Annotated in this window: 18 protein-coding genes and 17 tRNA genes; 29 read left to right on the forward strand and 6 right to left on the reverse strand. The window is 43.1% G+C overall.

Annotated features, from left to right (window positions below):
- Positions 1-27: 27 nt before the first annotated feature.
- From ABES03_RS06045 to ABES03_RS06145, 21 genes are all read left to right on the forward strand, one after another.
- Positions 28-116: transfer RNA gene (locus tag ABES03_RS06045), tRNA-Leu, on the forward strand.
- A 13-nt stretch (positions 117-129) separates the two neighbouring features.
- Positions 130-206, forward strand: a tRNA-Arg gene (locus ABES03_RS06050).
- Positions 207-212: 6 nt separating this feature from the next.
- Positions 213-289 (forward strand) — tRNA-Pro (locus ABES03_RS06055).
- A gap of 22 nt (positions 290-311) precedes the next feature.
- A tRNA-Ala gene (locus ABES03_RS06060) sits at positions 312-384 on the forward strand.
- Between the two features lie 17 nt (positions 385-401).
- A tRNA-Met gene (locus ABES03_RS06065) sits at positions 402-475 on the forward strand.
- 8 nt (positions 476-483) lie between these two features.
- Positions 484-576, forward strand: a tRNA-Ser gene (locus ABES03_RS06070).
- A 169-nt stretch (positions 577-745) separates the two neighbouring features.
- A tRNA-Met gene (locus tag ABES03_RS06075) sits at positions 746-819 on the forward strand.
- Positions 820-822: 3 nt separating this feature from the next.
- A tRNA-Asp gene (locus tag ABES03_RS06080) sits at positions 823-899 on the forward strand.
- A 178-nt stretch (positions 900-1,077) separates the two neighbouring features.
- A tRNA-Phe gene (locus ABES03_RS06085) sits at positions 1,078-1,153 on the forward strand.
- Between the two features lie 26 nt (positions 1,154-1,179).
- Positions 1,180-1,264 (forward strand) — tRNA-Tyr (locus ABES03_RS06090).
- Positions 1,265-1,271: 7 nt separating this feature from the next.
- A tRNA-His gene (locus tag ABES03_RS06095) sits at positions 1,272-1,347 on the forward strand.
- A gap of 13 nt (positions 1,348-1,360) precedes the next feature.
- Positions 1,361-1,432 (forward strand) — tRNA-Gln (locus tag ABES03_RS06100).
- 4 nt (positions 1,433-1,436) lie between these two features.
- Positions 1,437-1,510, forward strand: a tRNA-Cys gene (locus ABES03_RS06105).
- A gap of 5 nt (positions 1,511-1,515) precedes the next feature.
- Positions 1,516-1,589: transfer RNA gene (locus ABES03_RS06110), tRNA-Gly, on the forward strand.
- 5 nt (positions 1,590-1,594) lie between these two features.
- A tRNA-Ile gene (locus tag ABES03_RS06115) sits at positions 1,595-1,668 on the forward strand.
- 20 nt (positions 1,669-1,688) lie between these two features.
- Positions 1,689-1,763 (forward strand) — tRNA-Asn (locus ABES03_RS06120).
- Positions 1,764-1,841: 78 nt separating this feature from the next.
- A tRNA-Arg gene (locus tag ABES03_RS06125) sits at positions 1,842-1,915 on the forward strand.
- Between the two features lie 442 nt (positions 1,916-2,357).
- Entirely contained in the window at positions 2,358-2,867 is a 510-nt protein-coding gene (locus ABES03_RS06130) for a sigma-70 family RNA polymerase sigma factor (RefSeq protein WP_430116079.1), read from the forward strand.
- Positions 2,864-3,898, forward strand: coding sequence for a DUF4179 domain-containing protein (locus ABES03_RS06135; RefSeq protein ID WP_430116081.1), 1,035 nt, complete (start codon positions 2,864-2,866; stop codon positions 3,896-3,898). The genes ABES03_RS06130 and ABES03_RS06135 overlap by 4 nt, the downstream gene beginning before the upstream one ends.
- A gap of 691 nt (positions 3,899-4,589) precedes the next feature.
- On the forward strand, positions 4,590-4,949 hold the full coding sequence (locus ABES03_RS06140) for a PadR family transcriptional regulator (RefSeq protein WP_430116082.1): 360 nt from the start codon (positions 4,590-4,592) through the stop codon (positions 4,947-4,949).
- A complete protein-coding gene (locus ABES03_RS06145) occupies positions 4,913-5,674 on the forward strand; it encodes a VanZ family protein (RefSeq protein WP_430116083.1) in 762 nt (253 codons plus the stop codon). Before ABES03_RS06140 ends, ABES03_RS06145 begins: the two co-directional genes overlap by 37 nt.
- A gap of 73 nt (positions 5,675-5,747) precedes the next feature.
- On the opposite strand, the gene acpP is transcribed toward ABES03_RS06145, so the two are convergent.
- Entirely contained in the window at positions 5,748-5,975 is a 228-nt protein-coding gene (acpP, locus tag ABES03_RS06150) for an acyl carrier protein (protein ID WP_430116085.1), read from the reverse strand.
- A 129-nt stretch (positions 5,976-6,104) separates the two neighbouring features.
- The gene (locus ABES03_RS06155) at positions 6,105-6,671 is read right to left on the reverse strand and encodes a methyltransferase family protein (RefSeq protein WP_430116086.1); all 567 of its coding nucleotides are present in this window, start codon (positions 6,669-6,671) and stop codon (positions 6,105-6,107) included.
- A 186-nt stretch (positions 6,672-6,857) separates the two neighbouring features.
- Between ABES03_RS06155 and ABES03_RS06160 the strand changes: the two genes are divergently transcribed.
- The 3 genes from ABES03_RS06160 (at position 6,858) to ABES03_RS06170 (ending at position 9,143) form a co-directional block, all read left to right on the forward strand.
- A complete protein-coding gene (locus tag ABES03_RS06160; RefSeq protein ID WP_430116089.1) occupies positions 6,858-7,547 on the forward strand; it encodes a hypothetical protein in 690 nt (229 codons plus the stop codon).
- A gap of 495 nt (positions 7,548-8,042) precedes the next feature.
- Positions 8,043-8,201, forward strand: a complete 159-nt coding sequence (locus ABES03_RS06165; protein ID WP_430116090.1) for a hypothetical protein — start codon at positions 8,043-8,045, stop codon at positions 8,199-8,201.
- Between the two features lie 63 nt (positions 8,202-8,264).
- Entirely contained in the window at positions 8,265-9,143 is an 879-nt protein-coding gene (locus tag ABES03_RS06170; RefSeq protein ID WP_430116092.1) for a hypothetical protein, read from the forward strand.
- 98 nt (positions 9,144-9,241) lie between these two features.
- Here ABES03_RS06170 and ABES03_RS06175 read toward each other — a convergent pair whose 3' ends face one another.
- Together ABES03_RS06175 and ABES03_RS06180 are read right to left on the reverse strand one after the other, a co-directional pair.
- The gene (locus ABES03_RS06175; protein ID WP_430116093.1) at positions 9,242-9,415 is read right to left on the reverse strand and encodes a hypothetical protein; all 174 of its coding nucleotides are present in this window, start codon (positions 9,413-9,415) and stop codon (positions 9,242-9,244) included.
- 107 nt (positions 9,416-9,522) lie between these two features.
- Positions 9,523-9,639, reverse strand: coding sequence for a YjcZ family sporulation protein (locus ABES03_RS06180; RefSeq protein ID WP_430116095.1), 117 nt, complete (start codon positions 9,637-9,639; stop codon positions 9,523-9,525).
- A gap of 264 nt (positions 9,640-9,903) precedes the next feature.
- Here ABES03_RS06180 and ABES03_RS06185 point away from each other — a divergent pair, with 264 nt between their 5' ends.
- The 4 genes from ABES03_RS06185 to ABES03_RS06200 all read left to right on the forward strand — a co-directional run bounded on the left by ABES03_RS06185 (position 9,904) and on the right by ABES03_RS06200 (position 12,959).
- On the forward strand, positions 9,904-10,464 hold the full coding sequence (locus tag ABES03_RS06185) for a CBO0543 family protein (RefSeq protein WP_430116097.1): 561 nt from the start codon (positions 9,904-9,906) through the stop codon (positions 10,462-10,464).
- Positions 10,465-10,537: 73 nt separating this feature from the next.
- The gene (locus ABES03_RS06190) at positions 10,538-11,275 is read left to right on the forward strand and encodes a hypothetical protein (RefSeq protein ID WP_430116098.1); all 738 of its coding nucleotides are present in this window, start codon (positions 10,538-10,540) and stop codon (positions 11,273-11,275) included.
- 52 nt (positions 11,276-11,327) lie between these two features.
- Positions 11,328-11,828, forward strand: a complete 501-nt coding sequence (locus tag ABES03_RS06195) for a hypothetical protein (RefSeq protein ID WP_430116100.1) — start codon at positions 11,328-11,330, stop codon at positions 11,826-11,828.
- Between the two features lie 147 nt (positions 11,829-11,975).
- Positions 11,976-12,959: a hypothetical protein gene (locus ABES03_RS06200; protein ID WP_430116101.1), complete on the forward strand. Its 984-nt coding sequence runs from the start codon at positions 11,976-11,978 to the stop codon at positions 12,957-12,959.
- Between the two features lie 564 nt (positions 12,960-13,523).
- Here the strand turns inward: ABES03_RS06200 and ABES03_RS06205 are convergent.
- The gene (locus tag ABES03_RS06205) at positions 13,524-16,424 is read right to left on the reverse strand and encodes a DEAD/DEAH box helicase (RefSeq protein ID WP_430116103.1); all 2,901 of its coding nucleotides are present in this window, start codon (positions 16,422-16,424) and stop codon (positions 13,524-13,526) included.
- Positions 16,425-16,746: 322 nt separating this feature from the next.
- A complete protein-coding gene (locus ABES03_RS06210) occupies positions 16,747-18,381 on the reverse strand; it encodes an SWIM zinc finger family protein (RefSeq protein ID WP_430116105.1) in 1,635 nt (544 codons plus the stop codon).
- 261 nt (positions 18,382-18,642) lie between these two features.
- On the opposite strand from ABES03_RS06210, the gene ABES03_RS06215 reads away from it, so the two are divergent.
- Positions 18,643-21,408: an Ig-like domain-containing protein gene (locus ABES03_RS06215; protein ID WP_430116106.1), complete on the forward strand. Its 2,766-nt coding sequence runs from the start codon at positions 18,643-18,645 to the stop codon at positions 21,406-21,408.
- Positions 21,409-21,520 lie beyond the last annotated feature (112 nt).

The following is a 21,520-nucleotide window of genomic DNA, read 5'->3' on the forward strand; positions in this document are numbered from 1 at the left end:
TCGAATCCCGTCTTCCGCTCTCATATTGCCGGGGTGGCGGAACTGGCAGACGCACAGGACTTAAAATCCTGCGGTAGGTGACTACCGTACCGGTTCGATTCCGGTCCTCGGCACCACTTTTAAAATAATGCGCCCGTAGCTCAATTGGATAGAGCGTCTGACTACGGATCAGAAGGTTATGGGTTCGACTCCTTTCGGGCGCGCCATTATTACGGGAAGTAGCTCAGCTTGGTAGAGCACTTGGTTTGGGACCAAGGGGTCGCAGGTTCGAATCCTGTCTTCCCGACCAGTCTGAACTATTTTTTAAATATGGGGCCTTAGCTCAGCTGGGAGAGCGCCTGCTTTGCACGCAGGAGGTCAGCGGTTCGATCCCGCTAGGCTCCATTTATGGTAATTGAAATGGCGGTGTAGCTCAGCTGGCTAGAGCGTACGGTTCATACCCGTAAGGTCGGGGGTTCGATCCCCTCCGCCGCTATATAATATGGAGGAATACCCAAGTCCGGCTGAAGGGATCGGTCTTGAAAACCGACAGGCGGGTTAAACCGCGCGGGGGTTCGAATCCCTCTTCCTCCGCCATATTATTTTAGAATTAAATAGTTTTTACCGTCGCGGGGTGGAGCACGTTCGAATAAGCTTCTCGAATACTCTACAGCGCAACGATTGAGCCGCAGCTTGAATAGGCTTTCCGAAATCGGGGCGGTCTTAACACATGGTGCATGCTCAAAATTAAATAGTTTTTTACCGTCGCGGGGTGGAGCAGTCTGGTAGCTCGTCGGGCTCATAACCCGAAGGTCGCAGGTTCAAATCCTGTCCCCGCAATATGGTCCGGTAGTTCAGTTGGTTAGAATGCCTGCCTGTCACGCAGGAGGTCGCGGGTTCGAGTCCCGTCCGGACCGCCATTTTTATTCCAGTAGTTAACTCTACTGTTTGATATATATTTTGTGGCTCAGTAGCTCAGTCGGTAGAGCAGATTGCTCACATCCTGATTACGCTTCTACGGCAATCTGCGAAAAAGAACGGAAGTTTTTTTGAGCAAAGGACCTTTCTCAATAAAAGATTAGTGAAACATCTTTATATGGCTCAGTAGCTCAGTCGGTAGAGCAAAGGACTGAAAATCCTTGTGTCGGCGGTTCGATTCCGTCCTGAGCCACCATTTATTTTTATGAAACAATTTAATGTGGAGGGGTAGCGAAGTGGCTAAACGCGGCGGACTGTAAATCCGCTCCCTCCGGGTTCGGCGGTTCGAATCCGTCCCCCTCCACCAAATTATGGCGATTGTGGCGAAGTGGTTAACGCACCTGATTGTGGTTCAGGCATTCGTGGGTTCGATTCCCATCAGTCGCCCCATTTATTATATTATTGGGCTATAGCCAAGCGGTAAGGCATCGCACTTTGACTGCGACATGCGTTGGTTCAAATCCAGCTAGCCCAGTCATGGCAGCATAGCCAAGTGGTAAGGCAGAGGTCTGCAAAACCTTTATCCCCGGTTCAAATCCGGGTGTTGCCTCCAAACTTGCGGGTGTAGTTTAATGGTAAAACCTCAGCCTTCCAAGCTGATGTCGTGAGTTCGATTCTCATCACCCGCTCCAATTACGGGCCTATAGCTCAGCTGGTTAGAGCGCACGCCTGATAAGCGTGAGGTCGATGGTTCGAGTCCATTTAGGCCCATTATAATAGTATATTGTTGTTCCGCAGTAGCTCAGTGGTAGAGCTATCGGCTGTTAACCGATCGGTCGTAGGTTCGAGTCCTACCTGCGGAGCCATATTTTATTTTACGGGCAGGTTTTCTTGGGTCTAAAGAGTTACAGTTCTCACTTTCCACCGTTAATACATATCGTAATGCGCCTTTAGCTCAGCTGGATAGAGCATACGCCTTCTAAGCGTACGGTCAGAGGTTCGAATCCTCTAAGGCGCGTAAAAATTAGAAAACGCTAAATTTAGCGTTTTTTTTATGCTCTTATTTGACATAGAGGGCACAGAGGGATGGATCTCGTGGCTCTTAAGACCTCCTTGATGGGAAAAAAGCAAACAGAATCTTTAGGACTACACTACCGAATCCTCTTATCGACCGGTTTGAAGAAGGTATCATCCACTTTACGCAGGTTATCGTCCACTTTTTGAAATTTATCGTCCACTTACGACCTCATATCGTCCAGTTCCACCAACTATCGCCCACTACACACTAAAATCGTGGGGACAAACAATTGGGAAAAAACCCCATGGATCATAGCTGGGGACAGTCCCCCGCTATTTTAAAGCAACGGGGGACTGTCCCCAAAAAAATTTTTTTTAATTTCTTCGTCCAAATTGAACTTTGTTTCGGTCTAATAGTGTAAAGAGAAAAAAGGGGTGAGGATATGACCTTATCTGGCAATGATGGAATCCTAAATGGAAAGTTATTTATTACCTTATTTGAAACAAATAAGGATTCGATCTATAGGATGGCCTATATGTATATGAAGAATCAATCTGATTCACTGGATATTGTTCAGGAGGTTGCCTACCGCGCGTTTAAGAACAGAAACAGTTTAAAGGAATTGAATTACTTTAAGACATGGATCCTGAAAATCACCATCAATGCATCCATTGACTTTTTAAGGAAGAAACAAAAAGTGGTCGAGCTGCCTTTTACTAGAGAACTAGGAACACAGCAGACGGAAGATAGGTACTCCGATTTATTATTAAATGAATTGCTATATTCCTTAGATGAAGACGAAAAAAGGTTAATTTATCTCAAGTATTATCAGGACTATACCTTCCATGAAATTTCGGAGATTGTTGAAGCACCAGTCAGTACGGTCAAGTCGAAAATTTACCGAACCTTAGAAAAAATCCGCTTGGACTATCCGAAGGAGGAACTTTCATGAACAAGATTCAGAGGGAACTAGAAAAAATTCATATTCCAGATGAGGTCATGGATCGTATGTTTAAAGGAATCGAGCAGGCAAAAGGGGAAGAGAAGGTAACACCGGTAAAAGTCTGGGGCATGAGTAAAAGGAAAAAACTCATCGGGTCGTTAGCAGGACTTGTGGCGGTTGGCGGTTTGTTCTTCGGTTCTGCCTTTGTATCTCCAGCAATGGCACAAATCGCATCGAAAATTCCGTATTTAAATCAAGTGTTTTTGAAAGACCTAGATAAAAATGGGGAAAAATCGCTGATGGCCCTTGTTCGGGAGGAAGGATTGAAACGCGGGTACGAGGTTACTGGTCTACGTGTGGGTCAAGGGTTGATGGAAGGCGACGAACCGGAAAAAGTATATGTTTTTCTAATAAGTAAAGATTATAACGATAAAACGAAAGTGGATGCTGAAAATCTGACAAAAGAAATGCTCAATCAGAAGGGATATTATGCAAAAGCGATCGAGGTTCTTCCGTTTAAAGCTGATTTTTATGCCTCTATGAGACGAATCAATCGCATCATGCTTGAGGAGGCCCAAAAAATCGAAACCTTAATCAAGGATAAAGGGTATAGTGTTGATTACGTGGGAATGAACCCGGGGCTCGATGAAATATTTGTGATCCTTCCTGATACAGAAAAACACGTCGATGAGGTTCGGACCATCATTCAAGCTTACCAAAAAAAGAAGTATAATGAATTTTCTTTGGACATCAAATCAGTGAACCTCACTAATATGGATGAGGAAACGAAGCTCAAAAAGAATCTTTATACGATTTTTGAAGGATTATTGGCTAAGAAAGAGGCGTACAAAATTAATTCTTTCACTTACTCTACCAAAGGTGAGCTTGTAATTACGATCGAGACCTCCCTTGAGAAAAAGGATCAGAAGCTAATTGAGCAGATTCGTAAGGAAGTGTCTGCACAAGTAGCGAAAGAATACAAACAACCTTACACCATTAACATGGTTGGATTAGAGGATTTGAAGACGGTTGGGGAATAATTTTTCTATCAAAAAAGACTGCCAAAAATTTGGCAGTCTTTCTGTCTTCAAGATTCCAATCCTTTCAATGTTTGCTCCCAGTCATCGATAATAGTGGTAGGTTTATTTGTAGGTTTCTTTGCAGTAGGCGCTTTGCTTGCACGAACTTTACCACTCTTCCATTTGGATATTGTCTTAATAGAGCAGTTAATCGGAATATCTCCGCGTATATCTGGATCTTAGGTTTTCTCTATATACATTAGCTGAGACTCTCGTGGATGTTGGAGGAGTGAGTGTAGTTACATGGTTGGCGAGTAAAACGTAAATAGTGACGAGTAAAGTGTGAAGGTTGACGAGTAAAATGAGAAGTAGACGAGTAATCATAAATTTTGACGAGTAAATCATCAAAAGTGACGAGTAAGAAAGGAATTTATATAAAAAAGGTAATTTTAAAGGCGCTTCAAGAGGAGATCAAGACATATTTTTAGAGGAAGATACCTGAGCCAGGCTAAACGCCTGGTTTTTAGTGGAGAAGTGGGTGTATTTAAGTAGTTGGTGAGTAACCCAAGACAAATTTTATCAAAAAAGATAAAAATTACGGAAAATGCCAGAATGTTAATAGAAATTGGATATTTTTTCGCATCAACCTTGTGTAACGAGGTGCATCGTGTTACGATGTAAATAGAAATAAACTTAAAGCGAGGTGACTTTTTTGGATAAGGAAATTATGAAAGGGAGCATCGATATTTTACTTCTTTCCATCGTAAGCAAGAGGGATATGTATGGATATGAGATGGTAAAGACACTAAAAGAAAACAGTAACGAGCTATACAACATGAGTGAGGGCACCCTATATCCGGCTTTAAAACGACTAGAAAACAAGGACTGGATCGAGTCTTACTGGGAAAATCCAGAGGTCGGGTCAAGGAGAAAGTACTACCGCATCACGGAGGATGGCAAGAAGGAGTTAGAACGGAAGCTTAACGAATGGGAGAAGATACACAATTTAATTAAGAAATGTTCGGAGGGAATGGCTTGGATCAAAACATTAAGGCCTACGTTGACCAGATAGTGAAGGAACTACAATGCGATAAAAATGAAAGAGCTGATATAGCGGAGGAAATGATTCAACACCTGGAATTGTTAAAGGGCGAGTACATAGAACAGGGGCTTTCTGAGAGTGAGGCGGTTCAACAAGCGCTAGCTAGTTTTGGAGATAGGAATACTTTAAAAGAAGGATTGCAATCCTCTTTGTTTCCAGGCTATAAATTGTACAATGTTGGTATAAAGATCGCATTCTATCTTTATTCTTTTATCATACTTTGGAATCTACTATTTCAACGAATCATCGGCAGGATCATTGATCATGGTTCGTTTAATCGTTACTTTTGGTATACCGAAAACACACAGAGCTTTTTCAGCGTGGAGGTTTGGAAACTGAATTCGAATCTCATCCCGTTCAAGACCATCTCGCGCTATATTATTGAAAGGGAACACTATAATGTGGATATCATTTTACATAATACAGTGGGGAATATTATGATTTTTGTTCCTTTAGGTATATTACTGCCGATCCTTTTTAAAAAATATAGGTCATTTGCGAAACTTCTCATAAGTGTAGTAGGTATGACATTTGCTATTGAAATAGGACAATTCTTTCTACAAATAGGTCAGTTTGATATAGATGATGTCATTTTAAACGTGAGTGGCGCTTTGATAGGTTTTGCTTTTTTCAAAGGGCTAACCATCATTTCAAGGCAAACGAACTGGAAGTTACTTAAAAGAATAACAAACTGATAAGTATGTTTTATGTAATAGGAAGATTGAGCGGATGCCTTCTGCTCCTGGGGCGATCCGCCTTCCTTATTGGTTAACGGTTTTCAATAAATTTTACAACATCACCGACCGTTTGAAGCGTCGCTGCAATTTTGTCAGTTATTTCGATCGCGAATTCATCTTCAATTTCCATCGTCAGGTTCACCATATCAAGCGAATCCGCTTCCAAGTCATCTTTGAATGATGCATCCGGTGTGACATTCTCCATTTTGACACCCAGCTGGTCTGCAATAATAGGCCTTAACTTATTAAATGTGTTCATTGCGGTATCCCCCTAATTATATCTTAACAACCATTATAACAACCTAATTCCGAACATAAAACGTACAAGTATTGCCAATCCTGCGTGAATACGAAAGGGGACGGTTCAAGAACCGTCCCTTATTGAATTTTACCAAACAAACGGAATTAATTTCGATGTTTTTTGAATATACCGTGGATATTCTTCTGGAAATCCAGCTTCCAAGGCTTTTTCTTCAATACGCATACGATAACCGAATACAACGATGAAGAAGGCAAGCATAATTACGGAACCAACCCACGAATTAAAAGCAAGGCCAATACCAATAAACACCAGCAATGCACCTGTATAGGAAGGATGGCGGACAGCTCGGTAAGGGCCGCTTTGGATGATTTTTTGCTCCGATTCAACAGAGACGACCAACGAGAAATGTTTACCTAAAGTTACTACTGCCCAAAGTCGAATCACCACACCGATGATAATTAAGATGGAACCCAGATCCGAAATGGTTGAATTAACGTACCCAATTTTCATCGAATTGCAAATTTGATTGACGAGGATACAAGTAAATATTCCAATAGTAATAGCCCAAAAAGAGCCCTTATCCTTATTTTCTGATGCCACATTTTTTCGTTGCACTTTGGTTTTTATTAAAATAGCAATCTCAGACAATAGCCACAAGTAAAACGAAACTTCTGCAAATGAACTAATTTCCATTCTATCCAGCCCCCAATTTCTTTATCTGTTTCTTATTTTAGACAGGAAAATTTTCTTTTTTATTACTCAAATCTTACGAAATTCTTAAGAAAGAAACGATAGATTTTTCGATTACATTTTTGGGGGATATAAGAATAAACAGCTTGCAAATAATAATAAAAACATGCGATGGAAGAAGGTCTTTTTTTGAAAAAGCTAGCATTGGTGTCCCTGATAAGTCTAGTGTTTCTCACTGCAATGGCGAAGCCACCGGAAGTCGTTCCTTTTTTACGACCGGCTGTAAAGGTGCTGACACAAAATACAAAGGTTCCAGTTTTGTTGCCCACCTATTGGAGTGCGCAAACGAAAAAGTCAAAGAAATATATGACTGGCAATTATCAAGCATATGAAAATGAGTACAGGATTGATTTTTTATCTATAGATAAGCCATATCCACCGAATGATCCAGCGTTATATAATCCCCGGGAGTCGAGTAAAATGGGGGATCTGTTTGGAAACGTCGGAACAGTAACACCTGTCGTTCGTCCCAATCATTTTGTTTTTTATAAAAAGAAAAATGGATTCGATTTATGGATTGAACCTAAAGTAAGATCGATGATCCATGCGAGGAGGGGGAAATGGACGCTTCTATTTGATGGAGATCACGGAGAGGAACCGTACCAACAGGCAGATGAGTTGTTCAAATATATGAATAAAGTAAATTGGCTTAAAAATATGGACATGGATGAAGGGGAAATTTTTATACGGGGTACTAGACGTTCTGCATTTGTGAATGTTGTCTGGGAGACCAGTGATGGATTTGTCTATAGCCTTTTTTATAAAGGACCGATTAAGGAGGCAGTGAAAATTGTTGCTAGTCTAAAAAAAGTTGAATAAACGGTCAGAGGGTACCCAATTTCATAATTTCCTTGATTAACACTTGTCCCCCTTCATGAATATCTTGTTATGAAGGGAGTGTATCGAAGATGTCAAAGAAGAAGAAAAAGGACAAAAAGTGTGAGTGTTCCAATCCAAATTTTCACTTGGTTCACTGCCGAAATTACGAATAATCCCTATAAGAGACATTCCAGACAACTGCCAATTAGTTTGTGTTGGACCTTTTTGCACAATCGCCTGCTTTGGTACTGAAGCAGGGGAAACGAACTGCGATATAATCTGTGATGATGCTGGTAATTGCACGATACGATGCATGACTGACAACAACGGCTGATGTCTTAGTGGTCAGCTATTCATAAAAGAAATAACTCTAGTCCATTCGGTTGGGGTAGAGTTGTTTTTATTTTTTAAATAATGATATTTAATAAATGTTGTAAAAATTAGTAAAATTTGTACTATAATAGTAATAAACCGTGTATTTATGGAGGTGTTCATTTGATTTGGGTATACATTATGCTGCCAATCGTTGTCCTCAGTGGTATTGCGATTTATTTTGACAAAAAGTCGGGAATGGCCCCAACCGATGATATGCGACAAGCTGATCAGTTAGAGGAATATCCACCAGAACATGGGATGAATTCTTTTGGACCATGAACCGATATGGAGAATCCAAAGGGGGTCTGACCCCATGACAATTACAGAGAATGGGGAAAATGTATGCGTAAAAGAAGGACTCTAGTTTTATTGCTGGTGTTGGGGATAGGTTTCCTTTGGCAATCCCATGAAACGAAACAAGCAAAATTAATCAATTATGATAGTCAAATGACGGAATTCGCCAGGTTGAATTGGGATATTCAAAGTTTGATCCTGGAGTCCAATGGAGTCACTCATTATGGACAAGATGAATTGAAAAATGTCATCTACAATATGCAATTACATTTGCAATCCTTGACTAAAGAAATGGAAGATATGCCCGTTCCCAAACCATATAAACAGGCACACGAAGACTTGTTGCATGCCTATAAAGATTTTCTTAAAGTATTAACGGTATATCAAAAAAATGCGAAAAAGGATGACATGATTACCGAATCGAATGGTAAGATGATTTATTCTGCTTACACACCCATTACACAAGCATCTGATGAGTGGTTTGCCATTTATAAGGAGCGCATGGTTCCAAAGGAAGGTACCGATTATACTCCATGGACTGCATTAGGAAGCTTGCAGAACCAACAATTCTATATAGATAACACGCAGACACGTATGAAAATGATTGTTGGAGGTTTTGAGTCCGATATACTTCCTTGGGTGGAGAAAAAAGATTATGGTGCGATAGATAAATTACTACTGGGTAGCCCTGGTCGAGCCCAAGACCTTCAAAGGGGAATTTCCTATATGAAACTAATAAAAGTTCCAAAAGCCTATACTTCTGCTCACCAGCAACTTCTTAATTCTTACGAAAACTATTACAACTCTATAAAAGATAAGAATGCCACGGACCTGAATGATGAGTATATAGAAACCATTAAGAGTTGCTACCTGGATATGAAGAAAGCTTCTGAAGAGTGGAATTTGGTTTTACAGCAGCAATCATAGATTAAGTCTATATTTCTAAAAGAGTAAAAAAAGAACTGCTGCCTTGTAGGGCAGCACGTTCTTACTCGTACCTTCTTAATATTAGAGTGCTTTTTTAATTAGAATCTACGTCTTCTTCTTCTTTCGATTTCGAATCGTCTTCTTCTCTCTAATTCAATTTCAATTTCAATGCGTCTTCTTTCAATTTCGATTTCAACAATAGGAAAAAACGGTCTTCTTCTAAACCCGTCACGAAAAAACAAATCTCTTCGTCCAAATCCCCAAAATGGCATTCCATGTATCCTCCTTTCATTTTAGCAGAAAAAGGGCAGACACCAGGTTCTGCCCCTTTTTCCATTCGCATTGTCACGATCTTGTCCTAATCGTTAATAAAGTTCAACTAGAAAGTAGAAAGCACGATAATTAACAAGATGAACAATACAACAATTAGCACAAAGCTGCTTCCGCCATAGCCACCGCCATAGCCGCCACCGTATCCACTGTATCCCCAGCCCATATATTTCACCCCCTTTTGTGAGTGAATGGAGTTGAAAACTCCTCTATATAAATATATTTTTAAAGACAATTATCGTTTGGACAAACATCATGTTGAATGAAAAAAATCTCAATTTGCTTAAATATTTTTGGGAAAACGTTTGTTAAGGATGGGGATGGCTGATCTTTTGGAATAGGGAGGACTTTTTTTACTAACGGAATAATTCATTTAAACTTGTGCAAGATAGGACTGTCTAAAAGATCAAAAATGAGGGATGTAACGATTATGTACAGTCATTTAGAAAAGGCATTTAATAAGTATCTAACATCGGAAACAGAGATATGGCTGCATCAGGATTTATTTAGTGCCCATTGGTGGAGTATTGTCATTTTAAATGCCATATTTTTTGTGCTTTTACTCATATTAATTGATCGTTATCGAATCGTACTGATTTCATTGGCTTTCATGGTTAGTTTCGTCCTCTGTGGTATTGCGGATGAGCTTGGGAATTACTTTGATTATTGGGAATACCCACACCAATTTTTAGTTTTTACCCATCGCTTTAATGCAGTGGATTTTGCGGTGATCCCCGTCATTATGACATTATGTTATCAATATTTTAGAAAATGGAAAACGTACCTCGTGGCGCAGGTAATATTATCTGCTGTCATCAGCTTTATAGGAATCCCGCTTTGCGTGTACTTTCATTTATACTCGATGGAGAATTGGAACTATTTTAAATCATTTATCGTATCAATTATCCTGTTTATTATTTTGAAATTAATAGTTGATTTTGTTTGGAAGACAGCAAATACATATTCACCGAGTGGTCAAAAAAAGAGCTGAAGTCAGCTCTTTTTACTATTGTTCTTTTGAAGTCCACATTCTAGCTATTCAAGAAAGAATAGGCGGTGTACCGATGATCAAGAAAATTCCTATCTGCTTTGTTATGCTTTTTCTACTTGGGGGGACTTTCGAAAGAGCGAATGCGGTTGAACGCGTGGTCATCTCATCCCTTCCATCAGAGGTATGGTATGACAATCTTTTCTTGATGGCCGATACAATTGACGGAAACTGGATGGCTCACAGGAACTTTACGATCCAGGTTGGACTGGGTGGCGGTCAAAGTGTCCTGCAGTACCATTTTCCTGATTGGTACAACGATAAATTTACTCCTGAGCTATTTTATGAGGACCTGACCGGGGATCATTTAAAAGATATTGTAGTTGTGCTGATTTCAGGCGCTGGGTCAGGACTCTCGACGAAAGAAATCCATCTATTAAATCAAATCCAGGACCCTAATCGACGATACGAAGAGGTTCCGGTTGAATCCATCAATGACGCCGTCAAACGACTGGTAAAAATGGAGCGGCATGGGAACCTAGCCACCATTTTAATAGGCAAAAAAAAGCATGTAGTCGAACTTTCGAAGTTTCATTATCTGCAAGGGACTTTTTCCCCTAGTCCAGGTGTTGGCCAAGAAGAAAACTATTCTACGGAAAACGGGGTCCTTTACGGCACGACAATTGTGTATATTTCTGCTGCTGGCCACATTGGAACCTTGCGAATCAAGTATTGCTGGGATGGAAAAATGTATAAAGCTAAGTCCATTCAGTTTGAGGAGGCAGAACCGTTAAAAGAAGTTATTTTTAAATAAATCCCCTCTTTTTGGGAATGGTAAGTTAATAAGATACTTAATGAGGGATAAAATGGCTGAAATAATTGGAGTCAGTTTGTGGACATTAGTGACCCTCAGATGGGGGGACTGGAGAAATGTTAAGAAATATTATGCCACCATTTTATATTTTCTTTTTTGCGATGTACTGTATTATTACCTCTCGTATAATCACCGACTCTGGTCCATTACGCCTACACCCCCACTGACAAGTGAATTTGTAGCGCTGGTAGGAGAGTTTATTGTATTTACCGGCACCATTTTTCTATTTCTGGGAAGGTATCCATCAAATCAGTTTTTTTCCATCCGGTGGACAAGTTTGTGGGTAATCCTTTACACAACGAATGAATGGGTACTGCTCAAAACCGGTACATTCGTATACGAACATGGCTGGACAATCGTTCATTCCTTACTATTTAACATCTTTATGTTCATTTTCCTTCGATTACATGATCAGAGGCCCATCCTTACGATGATCCTTTCGATACCCATTCCTTTTATTTTAATAAAATTATTTTCGATACCGATTCGATAAGAGTATTTCTTCAAGCTGGAGAAGTGCTCTTTTTTGTTGTATTAAAAAACAATAAATGTAAGAAAAGTTATTATTTACTAATTTTTGTTAAAATAGTAAACTATCTTTGTGTGCTAATAGAATAATAGAAAAATGGGGGCATCAATTTTGAAAAAGACACTAAAAGCAGTCGCTCTAGTAGTTGGTCTAAGCTTACTTTCAGCACCAGTTGCATCCTATGCTGCGGGAACCACAGCTGTTCAGTACCATAACCAATGGGTGAAAAAAGGTTCATACTGGACTTACTATAACGCTAAAGGTGCGTTGCAAAAAGGGTGGCTGCAGGTAAACAATAAATGGTATTACTTTGATGCAAAAGGCTACATGAAAACTGGTTGGGTTTTTGTCAACAACAAATGGTATTACCTTGAAGCAAGTGGTGCCATGAAAACAGGCTGGGCAAAGATTTCAAATCTATGGTACTTCCTTGATGGATCAGGCGCGATGAAAACAGGCTGGCTGAAATCTGGTCAAGATTGGTACTTCTTGAATTCAAACGGAGCGATGAAAACAGGCTGGCTGAAATCCGGTCAAAATTGGTACTTCTTGAATTCAAACGGAGCAATGAGAACAGGCTGGTTACAATCCGGGGGTAAGTGGTACTTCCTCGATCGTACGTCTGGAAAAATGGCGCTTAACTGGAAAGACATTGACGGAAAAACGTATTACTTCTTCAGCAATGGAGCAATGGCAGCTAATACAACTATCGATGGTAAACAAATTGGTGCTGATGGAGCGGTTATTTATGACAACACGGACGTAACCTTCAAAAACATCGAAGGAATGGCGCGTACACAGTATGGATTAACTGTTGAATATGATGATGAGTTAGAACTTTATACTTTACACAAGGGCGACGAGTTAGTTGGAGCATTTCGATTTGACGGATCTGTTAGTGGGGGAGTTTATGGCGACCCAGCTTATGGAGAACTGTGGAAAAAAATTGCCTTAGAACTAGGCGTACCGGCAACGGAAGCGGAGCTTAATGGTTTAATTGAGCAAGCCCGTCAAGACGTTGAAGTTATTACTGATACAATCTATGTATTAATAGATGAAGAAACTTTTGTTATTGCATGGGGTATTGAAGAATAGTAAAAATAGAAATGACTATCAAAATTTGATAGTCATTTTTTTGTGAATGTCCCATAGCTTATGTAGTAACGTCCCTGTGGAATAACAATCGTAAAACATTTCTTTTTATGGAGGAATGGGTTTGGCGAGTGAAATAGAAAATCGACGAGTAAAGTGTGAAGTTTGACGATTAAAATAGAAAATCGACGAGTAAATCATACAAATGACGAGTAAATCATCAAAAGTGACGAGTAAGAAAGGAAATCATATAAAAGAGGTAATTTTAAGGCGCTATCAAGTGGTGATCAACACATAATTTGAAAGGAAGATACCTGAGCCAGGCTCAACGCCTGGCTTTTTAGTGATTAATCTTTGGAAATCGATTCTAATGAGATGGATTTGGAAGTGTTTTTCCAACTTTTGTAGAATCGTTGCTCGATTTTGTAGAATTCCTCCTAAACTTTGTAGAATTGTACCTTGATTTTGTAGAATAAATCTAAAATTTGTAGAATTCCACTTCAATGTTGCAGAAATCAAGCTAAATGACAAAAAAATAGCTGAAGAAAAATTCTTCAGCTACATTTTTTACCCCAAATACACCAGGTCCTTCAACTCATCCGTAGAAAGCTCCGTGATCCAGTTCTCGCTTTGAATAATTTGGTCGTTGAGGAATTGTTTTTTCTCGAGCATCGCGTCGATTTTTTCCTCCAGCGTTCCGGTACAAATCAGCTTGTGCACATGCACGAAGCGCGATTGCCCGATCCGGTAAGCCCTGTCCGTAGCCTGGTTTTCAACGGCAGGATTCCACCAGCGGTCATAGTGAATCACGTGATTCGCCGCCGTCAGGTTCAACCCCGTTCCGCCGGCCTTCAACGAAAGCAAGAACACAGGGAACTTCCCGTCCTGGAACCGCTCAATCATATCATCCCGCTGCGTCTTCGGCACACTTCCGTTCAAGAACGGCACCTCGATACCAAACTTTTTCTTCAATGTCGCACGAATCATTTCTCCCATTTCAATATACTGCGTAAAAATCAAACAGCTTTCTCCTTGTTCCAGCACCGCATCAATCAACTCGACGAGCTTCTCCATTTTATTTGAACGGTCTAGAAGCTCACGCGTTGCCGATTTCTCCTTTAAATAAAGGGCAGGGTGGTTGCAAAGCTGCTTCAAGCGACTCAACATTTGTAAAATTAACCCCTTGCGCTCAAACCCGGACAATTTTTCAATCTCCGCAAACGTATCATGAATGAGCTGCTCATATAACGACGCTTGCTCAGGGGTAAGCGGACAGTACTCTTTTTGCTCGAGCTTATCCGGCAAGTTGAGAGCAACCTCTTCGTCTTTTTTCGTCCTGCGCAACAAGAACGGTCGGATCAACGATTGCAACTGCTGCACTTTTTCCTTTTTCTCATCCTTTTCAATCGGGATGACGAACTTCTTCTGGAACTGCCCCAAGCTGCCAAGATAGCCATGATTGGTAAAATCAAAAATCGACCACAGCTCTGACAGGCGATTTTCCATCGGTGTTCCCGTCAACGCAATATGGTGACGGCCGCGCAGCCTGCGAACCGCTTTCGACTGCTTCGTTTGCGCATTCTTAATGTTCTGCGCCTCGTCAATTGCAATCGAGCTCCAAATCAATGACTCAAACTCCTCAGAATCCAGATGGCTTAAGCCATACGAGGTTAACACCACATCGGCGTCCTTCGCTTTTTCAGAAAAATCCTCCTCTTTCAGGCGGTTCGAACCATAATGCAGGTAAACGTTCATCTCCGGTGCAAAGCGCTCAAGCTCCTTCTGCCAGTTGCCAAGAACGGAGGTAGGGCAGATAATCAGCGCCGCTTTGGTAGGAACCTTTTCCTTTGCAGGAGCTTTTGATTGGGGGTCAGGCACCGAATCTAGCTCTTTGCTAGCATCGGTTTTTACTTTTAACAAGTAGGAGATGAGCTGGACGGTTTTTCCGAGCCCCATATCATCTGCGAGAACCGCACCAAATCCGTATTGGCGCAGGAACCAGAGCCAGCTCATGCCTAGCTGTTGATAGGGACGAAGCTCGCCCTGCAGCCCGGAAGGCACATCCACAAGTGGGATTTCATGAACCTCTGACAGCTGCTTGACCATCTGCTTCCATTGACGGTTCAGCTCAATTTGTATTTTCGCAAACGCCTTCGGATTCTCCAGCTCTTCTTCGGTTGCTTCCGAATCCACCAGCTCCTGCTCGAGAAGGTCGCGAACATGCAAGCCTTCTTTTTCCGCACGCTTCATTAAATCTTGAATTTGTCGGATGAACTGCGGATCCAGCTTCACCCAGCGGCCGCGAATATAAACGAGTCGCCGTTTTTCCTCCACGAGCTGTCCGAACTCTTCCTCGGACAGGTCGACCCCGTTCATCGAGAAACGCCAGTTAAAATCAAGCATCGCCTGAAGTCCGACGAACGATGGGCGATGGCTTCCGGTACCTTTCAATGACGCCTTCACCTTTAGGTTGGCATTTTTCATCGCCTGCCACCAGGACGGGAGGAGGATTTCGACATCCAGTGCCAGCATCGTTTCACTTGCCTCGGTTAAAAACATCCATGCTTCTTCCTCGGTCAGATGCGTTTTGAAGTAATCATCCTCACTAAGCCACGGGATGAGTCGTACCCAGCGGCGTTGTTCACGGTCGACTTTTTCTAAAAAAGGTCGCCATTTTGCCGGAATCTTGGTGGTACCTTCTAAGTCATAGATTTCATCGGGGTTCTTTTTCCCACGCAAGAAGACGTCTAGGGTCCATGCACCTTCTCCATCGAGGGGCTCATCTAGGCGAAGCCCGATCGTAAACGGCGTATCGCTTTCCTTGATGCCAACCCATTCGAGCCAGCTTTCCTCATCAAAATAACGGGCGAGTTCGCCGCCGGAGATGTTTTGCTTCCGTAGTAGGTCAAGTTTCGGGCCGAACAGTTCCTTCATCGCCGCGTTTCGCGTTAAGTAGGCATCTAGGGCACTATTGTATAAATCAGATATGTAATTTTTAGTGGTCTCTTCGTCGTCGGCAGGATTCTCTGCCCCCGAAACCTGTTGCTCCCAAAACGAGGGATCAAATTCATCTTTTACGCGTTCGGGCAGCTTCCAACGGAAATCGCCATGCTCCCAAACAGAAAAGTCCGGCAGCCAGTCTTTTTCCACGATGCCTTCATGCATGGCATGGGCCGCCGCTAGACAAATCTCGGACTGCTCATTCCAATCCCACTCAATGAAGCGGTTGAATGATTCCTTGGCAAAAAGGGAGACGAGCTGCCAGCCGCTAAGGACCACACCTTCGACCTCGTTTACGGTCTCCGTCTCAAGGAGCGTGCCAAAGAAACTTTCTTCGTGGCTGCTAAAAACGAGGTTCTTCCACCGAAATGGATTCATAAAGTGACCACGCTCATCCTGGGCCGTAAGCAGAAAGCGGCCTTCCCCTAATTTAGTTGTCAGCAATTTCATAAACCTTGTTTTAAGCATCGGTACACAAACTCCTTTTGTATGAGAAGGGCATTTTTAAGTTACCTATTTTGAGGGGTGTATGTTTCCAAAAAATGTATAATGGCACAAACCCTCTGAAAAATGGCACAAAACGATGTGAAAATGGCACAAAACACTTTAATTTTGGTACAAAACCACAGCAAAATGACACAAAACACCCCAAAAACGGCACAAAACCAAAACTGTCCACTCCGCAATGACAAATGTCCACGCATGGTGCCTGACACCATCTCTAGGGACAGTCCCCCAGTACTTTAATGCGTTAACATCCCAGGGGACTGTCCCCCGAAAAAATGAAACACTAACTCTCTATCAACTTACTCCGCTTACATTCCTCATGAAACGCGCGTAACCGCTTGGTTCGATCCAGCAACGTTTCCATAAAGTACTCCCAGTCATCCACACGCTTCAGTTTCTTGTACAACGTCCGCAGTTTCTTCAAATGCCGCACAGCCAATCGGTAGCTACTACGGTTCTTCTGGTCAATCTCACGCTGGGCCGTCTGATGCAGCATCCCCAGCAACACCTCCGGACGCTCCTTCTCAATCAACTTCAACCGTTCCTTCGGCAAATCATAAAAATTCAAGCCAACAAACGCCTGGAGCTCGCCCCAACGATCATACTGCCCACGCTCAAACAACATATACTCATACTCCCGGAAACTATACGGCAGCGTCTGCAGCAACGCCCGCTCCAGCAAATCCACCCGGTCCGTCTCCGCACAATAAGGCGTCACTGCCCGGAGCGCATCCCGGACAAACGCCACACAGCTATGATAGCCGCCGAGCTCCTCCAGATACCCCTTAATTTTTTGCAGAAACATTTCAATCAAAACCCCAACACGGCGCCACGCCTTCAACTGGCTTAAATAATCAATCCAATACACCAGATACGGCACAATCACCCGGTCCTCAAACTGACCCACCAGCTTCAATGCCGCCTCATCGTCTCCCAGTAGCAAGTTAATATGAATCCCAGCTACCATCAGCGGCGCAGGATTCTCCCAATCATGAAGCTCCTTTAACCGCGCACGAATCTTGCCAACCTCGGCCTCACGCCAACTCTTCTGCTTGAAAAATTGCACCCACAACAGGCGATACAAATAAATCCGCTCATTCTCAATCCCGCTCGTACACGTCAGCAAATCAAACGCATCGTCCTTCAATTTTTCAATAAACTCATCAAACGCAAACGGCAAAGACTGCACACCAATCTTCACCGCCAACTCATGCGCATCCTCCAACAAATTCTGGAATACATGCAAGTACGCTCGCTTCACCATATCCTCACTGTGCTCCAGCTGTTCACTCAGAACCGCCAGCTTCCGGAACGATACCACGATCCACACCATCTCATATAACAGGCGCCATTCCTGCTCCACCGGGGCGCTTGCATGAACCCGGCGCTCATAAATCCCAAACAGCTCAGGAATCACATACGGACTCGTGTATTTCTTCGTCGCCAAGAGCGTATCAAAACTCACCTCAAACGACTGCACCCAGCGGCTGTAATCCGGCTTCATCACACCGTTCGCCTTCACGAGATCCTTCGCCGTCTGCATACCCCACGTCGAAAACGCCGCTTGCTCCCGAGCCGGTTCGCGCCAGTCTGTCACCCAATCAGCCACACTGCCTACCCGGGCATACACCGCAAAAAAGGTCGCCACCTGATGACGGCAAAAGCCTTCCGCAGGACAGGAACATGAGCTCTCTGACAAAAACGACAAGATGAGCTTCACATAGCAAGGCGTGACATCCTGAACCGTCGAGGTCACTTTTTCATCGTGGAAGATTTGGACCTGCTTCACCAGTCCTTGCCGGTACAACATTAACCCTTTCGAAACCAGCTTCGCATCCTCCGTCACACTCGAATGCAGCAGCTCCTTCACCTGTTCCGAGAAGAGCTCAATTTTTTCACTAGCAGGTGTCGACTCCATATCCGTAACCCCCCTTTTTGGAAAAATAAAAATCATCACCGCAGCGCGATTTTTTTAAAAAAGTCCGTCCATTCATTGATAAAAATCCATATTCCTTTATTATAACCAAAAATTCGCAATTAGAGGAGGGGCAGGCTCGGTTTTTAAAAAGAATGGAGTTCAAAGCGAAAAGACTTTATATCTTTTTTGGAAAACCAACCAATTATTTACAAATGATGGTAAAATAGTATGCGAGAATAATAGAAAGAAGGAGGGAAGCGGATGGGTAAAAAAATGATAATTCTAGTCCTTTGCTGCATGGTTATTTTTCAAGGGGCAGGGTTTGCAAATGCAGCAGGAGCACAGAGCGATGCAGCCAGTGATTTTGTAAATGCGACAGGCACACAAAGCGATGCAGCTAGTGACGTTGTAAATTCAGCAGGCACATCCACGAGTGATGATATAAATCCTCCTGTGCTTGAGAATTTCACGGTTTCGTCAAAATATCCGGTGATCGGGGACACACTCACCATGACCGCAAAAGTATCTGATGAATCTGGGGTCAGTAGAGTAACTGCTATTCTACACAATTTCACGGATAAGGAATTTGAGATGACGTACAACCAGGAAACCGGCTTATGGCAGGTCGACATTCCAATTGACAGTTATGCCCTGGTGGGAACGTGGAATTTGTATGTAAAGATGTACGATACGGCTGGGAATGACAAATTAAAGTCTTGTGCTGAATTTGTGGAATACATAGTGATATCAAACGAGGAGCATAAAGATACGGAACCCCCTAAAGTGACGTCCTTTACCATTAATCCCATGCCTGTCATCCTAGAAGATCCCTTTACCATTCGGGTAAAAGTAGTGGATGAAGAATCGGGAGTGGCATCGGTGTGGGGGGTACTAACAGATGAAAAAAACAGCCCTGGGGTAACGATTCCACTTACTTATAATAGTACCAATGATGAATGGGTTGCGACCTACACCTATCCGGAAAACACACCACTCAACATAAAAATTGTAAGTATAATTGCAGAGGATAAGGCGGGTATCCGCGGTTGGGATTACGTGTCCTTTATGCCAAAAAGTAAATATTCGGATGAAACCCCACCTGATATGCCAATTGTGAATGAGGTAACCGACAAGGATACAGTCGTTACGGGGCAGGCGGAGCCAGGTTCCCAGATTTCCGTGTGGAATAATGGCACGATTGGGAAGGCGACAACTGGAAGCGATGGGCAATTCGCGGTCCCGATTCCGGCACAGCCATCCCATAGCAGACTATTGGTTACCGCCTATGATCAAGCAGGCAATGGAAGTGATTCTGCAATTCTCTATGTCAAAGACAAAACACCGCCGGTAAAACCAATCGTCAATGAAGTAACCGACGCAGATAACGTTCTAACGGGGAAAGCGGAACCTTGGGGAACCGTACAGGTTAAAATAGCAGGGAAACTGCTTGATACCGCACCAGTGGATGGATATGGTGACTTCAAGTTTTGGTTCCCTTGGGTGAATGGTACTTCTTTGCAGCCCGCAGGCACGGAATTAAGCGTGACTGCTCTGGATCGAGAAGGAAATGAAAGTGAGCCAACCGTAGTGGTGGTGAAGGATGTGACGCCGCCAAGAGGTCCAGTTATTAGCTTGGTGACAGACCAGGATACGCAAGTAAGTGGTTGGACAGATAGTGTGGCCACTATAGAGGTGAAGGCGGACGGCGTCCTTTTAGGAACAACGACTTCTGAAAAAAGTGTCACCTTCAGGATTCCGATTCCGCAGCAAAAGGCAGGGACGATTTTAGCTATCACAGCTACGGACCTGGTAGGAAACGTCAGTGAAACGCATATCACGGTACTAGACAGAACCCCGCCGGAACAACCGCTTGTCAACAATGTAACCGATCATGATACGGTTGTGACCGGTGAAGCGGAGGTGGGTTCAAGAGTAGAAGTGGAAGGAAGTACGTTGCTTGGAACAGCAGTTACCGGAGCAGACGGCAAATTCACGGTGTCGATTCCACACCAAGAGGCAGACACGCAACTAGCCATTTATGCGTGGGATGCGGCTGAAAATCGAAGTCCAAAAGTATATGTGAGAGTAGCAGATGCCACCCCACCTCTCATGCCAGTGGTCAATGAAGTCACCGATGTGGATACCGCTGTCACCGGGCAGGTAGAAATCTATTCCACTTTGGAAGTGAAGGCAAACGGTGTGGTCATAGGGTCAACCATGACCTATCACAATCAATTTTCTGTGATTATCCCTACACAACCAGCGGGCACGGAATTAACCATTACGTCAACGGACTGGTTTGGAAACGTGAGTCCAGCCGCCACCGTGACGGTTGTTAAAAGCAAACCTGTTTTGGTTGGCTGGGTAGAAGAAAACGGCAAGAAGTATTACTATGATCCGATCACTCATATGAAAAAAACAGGCTGGTTTACCGCGGGAATGTTCAAGTATTACTTTGATCTGACAACAGGCGCGATGCAGGTCGGATGGATGAAAGAAGGAGCGAATTGGTATTACTTCAGTGACGGTGGGGAAATGATGACGGGCTGGGTCCTTGATGGAGACAATCGTTACTACCTCAACAGGAGTGGGGTGATGCAGACAGGATGGGTCAAGGATGGCTCAAACTGGTACTTTTTTAACAGTAGTGGGGCAATGAAGACCGGCTGGTTGAAGGATGGAAAGGCCTGGTACTATCTGAATACTAGCAATGGTTCGATGCAAACGGGCTGGCTATGGTGGGGTTCAAGCTGGTATTACTTGAATGGTAGCGGCGCGATGGCTACAGGCTGGGTGAAGGTGGGAACAGCATGGTATTACTTGAACGGCAGTGGTGTGATGGCCACCGGGTGGTTGAAGGTTGGCACAGCATGGTATTACTTTAACTACAACGGGGCGATGGTCACGGGCTGGTTACAACGGGGCAGGCAGTGGTATTACCTCAATAGCAACGGAGTCATGGTGACCGGCTGGGTGAAAATCGCAGGAAAGTCGTATAATTTTTATAGTAATGGTGTGTTGAAATAACGATGATTAGCCCCTTGGTTATAGGACCAAGGGGTTTTGTCACATTTTAAGAAAGTATAATACTTGACTTCGAGAATGGTCTAGCTCCATCGCCTAGCCCCTCGGGTCAAAT

It is taken from the genome of Neobacillus rhizosphaerae, assembly GCF_050477885.1.
Lineage (GTDB): Bacteria > Bacillota > Bacilli > Bacillales > Cytobacillaceae > Neobacillus > Neobacillus rhizosphaerae_A.